Below are 6,682 nucleotides of genomic sequence, written 5' to 3'. Positions count from 1 at the left end.
CGATGATGGAATGTCGTGTGACAACCGCTCTTGTAGCGCATAGCCTGTAACCTCGGGAAATACGGAAGCTTCACGCCCTCGGCGGCTTCCGTATTTCCCGAGGTTACAGGCTTGCACGCGAGTCTATGGCTGAAGCCAATATCCGACTGAAGTCGGAGGGGTTACTCCTCAAAAGAGGACTCTAAATCCCCATTGCCCAGCCCGACTTGCGATAGACCTCGCTATTTCTTTCCAGTCTGGAGTGGTGCCAAGGATCGACTGCATGATCGGTGTCCCATCGTTGCTGGAAAACGCCTAACTCTTGAAGATATCGCGCAAGATGCTCAGGAGCGAAGTCCAATCCGCGTGATTTGCTTTCGTGGTGGATGAGCGTGGACGCTGGAGTGTAAATATTGGCAAGGCCCAACTCGCGCAGCTTGAGGCAAAAGTCGACGTCGTTATAGGCGACCGCCAACTTGTCTTCGTCCAGCCCCCCCACGGCCTCGAAATGGCGTTTGGCCACCAGCAGACACGCGCCTGTAACGGCACTCGCCCCGCGTGCGATGAGTGCTTGCGCGTAATAACCCGGATCTTCGTAGCCCAGACCTCTGTGGGCGTGGCCGGCCGCGTTGCCAATGCCAATCGCCACTCCCGCGTGCTGGATCGAACGATCCGGGTAGAGCAGCCGCGCCCCCACCGCGCCCACGCCCGGCTGCTCCGCTTCGCGGACCATTTCGGAGAGCCATTGCGGCTCGATCACTTCGATATCGTTGTTGAGCAGGCACAGATATTTGCCGGTTGCCGATCTGGCGGCAAAATTGTTGATTGCGGAGTAGTTGAAAGGATGCGGCCAACGAACGACCTGTACGCGCGGGTCGGCTTGGGCCTGCTCCATATAGTCGAGCGTTTCGGCTTCACGGCTGTCGTTGTCGGCAATGATAAGTTCAATGTCAGGATAGTCAGTTTCGTGCAGGACGCCATTCACGCAAGTCCGCAGCAGTTCGACCCGATCGCGAGTTGCAACGATGACGCTGACCTTGGGGCACGGTTGGGGCATTTGCCAACGCAGTTTCACGGTCCCGTACGGCCCGGACGATGCCGTTGCATCGGGCCCGACAACCCGTCGTACCGCACTTAGCTTCTCTTTCCCATTGCTAAGCCAGTCGCCCGCCGCTGTGCGCATGGCAATCCGCTGCACGTGGTGGACAGGGGTATCGGTGTCGGCTGGAAGGGTAATCCGCAAGACAAGTTCGTAGATGCTTTCTGGAGGTACAGCGTAATTGCGCTCCATGCATGCAAGCGATGTGCGAACCGGCAATGCACATGCGGCGCTGACATAATCCTGTGACAGGATCATTCGCGGATCCCACAATGGCTTGAACCAGGGCCTAGCGCCATCGACAGCAGGTGAACTTTCCTGCTGGTCTGCGAAAAGAAGCGGTAGAGCACCGTCGCACTTACCTGTGTCGAAAGCCGCGTAGCCAGCAAGTGCATGCCTGGGGAGAGAGCCATTGGGAGCGAGAGGCACAAGATAGTCCGCCCCGAGATCGCGAGATGCGGCAAGGGCCGCCTGCAATCCCGCCATACGGTTGTGAAAAGACCCCGGCAATACGCCAACGTTATCCCCTCGCACCGAGCGGCGATCGATACCGCCAGACGAGGTGATGAAGACACGAGACGGCCTAGCACTTTGCTTCATCGCAGACTTTAGCGCCTTGCGAACAAGAGACGGCTCGTCGTCGGCCGAAATGTGCAAGTGGACGCAAATCGACGGAACAACTCCGGCAGACCGGAACGCCGCGATTGCAGCGCGGTCTTCCTTTCCAATATCAGTCATCCAGCGTTCGTTGGCATACGGCAAAGCCGCGATCGCGCTCGCCAAACGATTTCGCGCGCGTACCTTCTTGCCGCACAATCTCCACCAGCCAACCAGTACAAGTCGGTCAGGTCGGCAAACCAACAGGAGCAGTATATCCCGCAAACGCCTTACGGGACTATCCTTCAGCGATCGATCTGCGGGCAAGTGACTGGAATTGGGTTGCAACGGGCTATGCCTGACCCTGCTTATTGGTTAGAGGGGCGCTTCATACGCAAATCTCATACGAATTCATCATGAAACTGAAACTGCTGCTATCGACCTTTGCGCTCATCTCGCTGGGCGCCTGTTCAACCCTGCCATCCAGCGGACCGACAGGAAGCCAGATTACCGACACTGCACTCGAAGCGCAGGTCGATGGAGCGAGCATCGATATCGTTCCCGTTGATTCGATTGCCGATGTACCGCCGGTCGCGGCGCCGATAGCATGGCAATTGCCAGATTATGATCCGCCGCCTTCAGATATGATCGGTCCGGGCGATGTCCTTTCCGTAACCGTATTCGAAGCAGGCGTTGCGCTCTTCGGCGGCAACGGGGCATCAGCAGGCTTGGCCGGCGGGTTCGATCCTGCGGTACGGGCTCAAACCCTTCCACCCCGCCGTGTCGACGACAACGGAATGATCGACATTCCCTATGTCGGTGCGATTCAGGTCGCCGGTAGCACCGCCGCGGACGTACAGGCGAAGATTCGCAATGGGCTCCGCAGTCTTTCCCAGGACCCGCAGGTTTTGGTCAGCCGCGAGCAAGTGATCGGCAATTCGATCATTATCGCTGGCGAAGTGGCTCAGCCCGGACGGCTCGTCCTGCAGACAAACCGGGAAACCATGTCCGATGTCGTCGCACTCGCTGGCGGATACCGTGGAGAGGCAAAAAACCTCACGCTCTTGATCGAGCGGGGTGACGATCTTGCTCGCTTGAGATTGTCCGATGTGTTGGCGGGGACGTATGAGAGTATACGCGCCTATCCCGGAGATCGCCTGACCATTCTCGCCGAGCCCATGCTCTATTCGGTCCTTGGCGCTTCGGGGCGCGTACAACAGATACCCTTCGTTCGCGAGCACATGAATGTGATCGAAGCGATAGCTGCGGCAGGCGGACCGGACGGCAACACCGGCGACCCCGAAGCGGTCTTTCTATTCCGCTATACCGGGCCCGACAAAACCCAACCCACGGTCTATCATTTCAATTTGATGCGTGCGCCGACATTCTTCCTGGCGCAGCGGTTTGCGTTGCGCGACGACGATATCCTGTATTTCGGGAATTCGGAGAGCAACCAGCCTCGCAAGCTGATTCAGACTATCGGGCAGCTCTTCTCGCCCATTGTCACCGCGACAGCGGTGGCCAACAACATCAACTCGGGCAACTGAGTTACTTCGGGCGGTCGTTATGGAGCTTGTCGAGCATGCTTTAGTGGCGCTTGCGATCCAAGTGTTCGTAGGGCTGTCGACGAAAAATTGGTGGGCAGGAGCGCTGCTCGCCTGCGGATACTTTATCGGGCGAGAACTGGCACAAGCTGAATATCGCTGGATCGAAGCATTCGGCGGAGGCCTGCGCGCGAACGCCCCCTGGTGGGCGCCGATCGATCTCAGGGTGTGGACCAAAGCCGACCAGTTCGCCGACATTATCGGTCCTCTCGTGGCCACAGCCACCTTGGCTCTTGTGATGCGGCGCAAGGGTCAGCGCAGCAGGCATCGTCACCCGTCCTGATTATCCCCGGTCGGCCTGCGCCTGCCAACGCTCTGCCAAGGCTGCCCCATGTTCCTTTCGAAACGGTCGCGGAAGGCCCACAGCCAGCCTACTCGCCGTTCGGCAACGCCTGGAATGCTCAAAGGATCGCCGCCCAGCCAAGGCAGGAACGGGTTTCGACGCGCATAGGACCAGATTTCCACTCTTTCGCTTGTATTCTTGGCCGCGCCACGTGCGTGAAATCCGCCCGTATCGGCCACCACAAGCGTGTTCTCCGGCAGGGCCAGCGCGTCCGCGGGGGGTAATCTCATCTGGGCCAGTCCGGACGCATCGACACGCGGTGAACCGCGCGCGGACAACCGGTCTATCGACTGCGGATCGGTCAGGCTGCGCCGATATTCCCACTCCATGCGCTCCGGCGTGAAGCGGTGGGATCCACGGACGTAGGTGAAAGGGCCATCTTCCCGCGTAACCGGTTTGAGGAAAAGCCACGCCTTCATCGAAGCATGGAAACTGTCGGCATGGAGCACCTGTTGCGGATCGGTTTCGCCGCCGAGAAGATTGGGGACGATCGTCTGCACATAATGCAGCGGCGTGATCCGGTAGCTGGAAACGTAGTGAAAGAGCGCGTTGATATCCTTGCGCGACAAGAACCGGCCCAGTTCCGGGACCGTCTGAAGCATTTCGGCGTCGATTGCGATGCGGCGCGTAATTGCGTCGCCTTGACGCATCTCCCGGGCGGGCCATTCGGATCGCAGTATTGCCTCTCTAAGCTTGGTGAACTCCGCTGGTGAGACGACGTTCTCGATCACGACAAAACCGTCGCGATCGAACGCCTCCCGCCAGTGAGCAGGCACGTGTTTTGCCAGCCTACGCCGGCGCCACCTGCACATGGCGTCCGCGATCCGGACGCGGGTGCGATGAAGGCCAAGCCGATTGAGGCGTTGCGACCCGATCAAGGGATGGTCGAGAAAGCTTTTGGCTGAGGTGCCCAACTGCAGAATATGGATCGGTGCCAGCACGATGGCCATGGCTTTGTTGACGAAACTCATCCGGGGACGTCCGACGCTCCTGCCTGCAGCGCCTCCTTGGCGATATGGTCAATTGCCATCAGTTGGACCAACAGGCCTTCGAACCTGTCCAAAGGGAGCGCATTGGGACCGTCCGACAGGGCCGAGGCCGGATCCGGATGCGTTTCCATGAAGACGCCCGAGACGCCCGCCGCGACCGCCGCGCGCGCAAGCAGCGGCACATATTCGCTCTGCCCGCCCGAACGCGCGCCCAGTCCGCCGGGCTGCTGTACCGAGTGCGTTGCGTCGAAGACCACCGGGCAACCGGTTTCCGCCATGATCGACAAGCCTCGCATGTCGGATACAAGGGTATTGTACCCGAACGACGTGCCCCGCTCGCACAGCATGAAATTGTCTGTTTCATGGCCTGCTGCCGCTGCCGCCTGGCGTGCCTTGGCGACCACGTTCTGCATGTCCGCCGGTGCCATGAACTGCGCTTTCTTGATGTTCACCGGCTTTCCGCTGGCAGCCACTGCGGCGATGAAGTCGGTCTGTCGAGCGAGGAATGCGGGCGTTTGCAGCACGTCGACAACCTCTGCCACCGGTCTGGCCTGTGCCGGCTCGTGTACGTCCGTGAGAACCGGCAGACCCGTTTCGGCCCGGACTTTCTCCAGAATACGGAGGCCGTCATCGAGGCCCGGGCCGCGGAACGAGTCGCCCGAAGTACGGTTCGCCTTGTCGAAGGAACTCTTGAAGATCAGGTGCACGCCAAGACGCTGCGCCGTACCGGCCAAAATTTCCGCGACCTTGAGCGAATGCTCTTCGCTTTCGATCACGCACGGTCCGGCGATCACGAATATCGGACTCCCGGATGTTATCTTGCGACCACACAGTTTCATCTACTCAAAACCATTCCCGTACAATGTGCCTTGCGGTGTTTTTACAACAGCTTCTCGGAAGTTTCGCAGGCCTCGCCCAAAAAATACGACCAGCTGGTACTGATCGCTTGACATCGCCGAGGTTAGCAGGCGAACGAACCATCGCGGGCGCCTGGGCGATCCCAAGATAGCGCCATCTACACCTATTTCCAGAGTTGCGCAGAAATTCCTTCCTATGATCAATGACACGGCCGCCTCCAGCCATTTGACTTCCGCACTCAGGACGCTCGATATCGAAATCGGCGGGCTCGAAGACCTTAAACGCGCCTTTAGCGACACCAGTCTCGGCGATGCATTCGAACAGGCTGCGAAAGTCTTTGCCTCGGTCAAAGGCCGGATTATCGTGACGGGCATCGGCAAGAGCGGACATATTGCGAGAAAGATCGCCGCGACATTCTGTTCGACCGGCACGTCCGCCCTTTACCTTCATCCCGGCGAAGCAAGCCATGGCGACTTGGGTGCGATCTCGCGCGACGACGTGGTCTTCGCGATTACCTGGTCGGGGACGACCCGCGAACTGGGCGACATCGTCAATTACTGCCGTATGTATCGCCTGCCATTGATCGTAGCCACGTCCAACAGCACCAGCTGGGTGGGCGAAGCGGCCGACATCTGCCTGACACTTCCGGTTGTCCGGGAGGCTTGCCCGAACGAACTCGCGCCCACATCGTCCACGACCATGCAGGTGGTCCTGGGCGATGCCCTGGCAGTCGCATTGATCGAGGCGCGTGGCTTCTCATCCCACAGCTTCGGCTTGTTCCATCCGGGTGGGAGCCTTGGCGCCCAGTTGACCACGCTGAACAAGGTGATGGGGACGGACGACGCACTGCCGAGAGTAACACTTGACGCCACCTTGCGGAGTGCGACCATCGAAATGAGCAGAAAGCGCTATGGCTGCACTGCGGTGGTCGACGCCAACGGGAAACTGGTTGGGGCCTTCACCGATGGCGATCTGCGCCGGTGTATCGCGATCCACGATCTCGACGAGCCGATCGGAAATCATATGTCGCCCCGGCCGGTAACGGCAGAGCCAGCCATGCCTTCCGTGGAGGCGCTGGCATTGATGAACGACAATGCCGTGTCCGTTCTGTTTGTGACCGAGGGCGAGAAGCTCGTCGGGATCGTCCATATGCACGATCTGGTCAGACTGGGAATTGGGTGATCCTCACAATCTCCCGGGCCCTTGCTCGCCA

6 protein-coding genes are annotated in these 6,682 nt (G+C 59.5%); 3 read left to right on the top strand and 3 right to left on the bottom strand.

The annotated features are described in order from the left end of the window. Positions 1-181: 181 nt before the first annotated feature. The gene (locus tag K3174_RS05625) at positions 182-1,861 is read right to left on the bottom strand and encodes a glycosyltransferase family 2 protein (protein ID WP_221556510.1); all 1,680 of its coding nucleotides are present in this window, start codon (positions 1,859-1,861) and stop codon (positions 182-184) included. 230 nt (positions 1,862-2,091) lie between these two features. On the opposite strand from K3174_RS05625, the gene K3174_RS05620 reads away from it, so the two are divergent. Both K3174_RS05620 and K3174_RS05615 read left to right on the top strand, forming a co-directional pair. Continuing rightward, positions 2,092-3,222, top strand: coding sequence for a polysaccharide biosynthesis/export family protein (locus K3174_RS05620; protein WP_221556509.1), 1,131 nt, complete (start codon positions 2,092-2,094; stop codon positions 3,220-3,222). A gap of 19 nt (positions 3,223-3,241) precedes the next feature. Beyond that, entirely contained in the window at positions 3,242-3,562 is a 321-nt protein-coding gene (locus K3174_RS05615; protein ID WP_221556507.1) for a hypothetical protein, read from the top strand. On the opposite strand, the gene K3174_RS05610 is transcribed toward K3174_RS05615, so the two are convergent. Together K3174_RS05610 and kdsA are read right to left on the bottom strand one after the other, a co-directional pair. Further along, entirely contained in the window at positions 3,550-4,593 is a 1,044-nt protein-coding gene (locus K3174_RS05610; protein WP_247711893.1) for a phytanoyl-CoA dioxygenase family protein, read from the bottom strand. The genes K3174_RS05615 and K3174_RS05610 overlap by 13 nt on opposite strands. Then, on the bottom strand, positions 4,590-5,450 hold the full coding sequence (kdsA, locus tag K3174_RS05605; protein WP_221556505.1) for a 3-deoxy-8-phosphooctulonate synthase: 861 nt from the start codon (positions 5,448-5,450) through the stop codon (positions 4,590-4,592). Before kdsA ends, K3174_RS05610 begins: the two co-directional genes overlap by 4 nt. A gap of 214 nt (positions 5,451-5,664) precedes the next feature. On the opposite strand from kdsA, the gene K3174_RS05600 reads away from it, so the two are divergent. After that, on the top strand, positions 5,665-6,651 hold the full coding sequence (locus K3174_RS05600) for a KpsF/GutQ family sugar-phosphate isomerase (RefSeq protein ID WP_221556503.1): 987 nt from the start codon (positions 5,665-5,667) through the stop codon (positions 6,649-6,651). Positions 6,652-6,682: the final 31 nt, after the last annotated feature.

Source organism: Qipengyuania qiaonensis (assembly GCF_019711515.1).
In the GTDB taxonomy this organism is placed as follows: Bacteria; Pseudomonadota; Alphaproteobacteria; order Sphingomonadales; family Sphingomonadaceae; genus Qipengyuania; species Qipengyuania qiaonensis.
The sequence above is the reverse complement of the archived record's forward strand: the minus strand, read 5'-3'. Positions and strand labels throughout refer to the sequence as shown.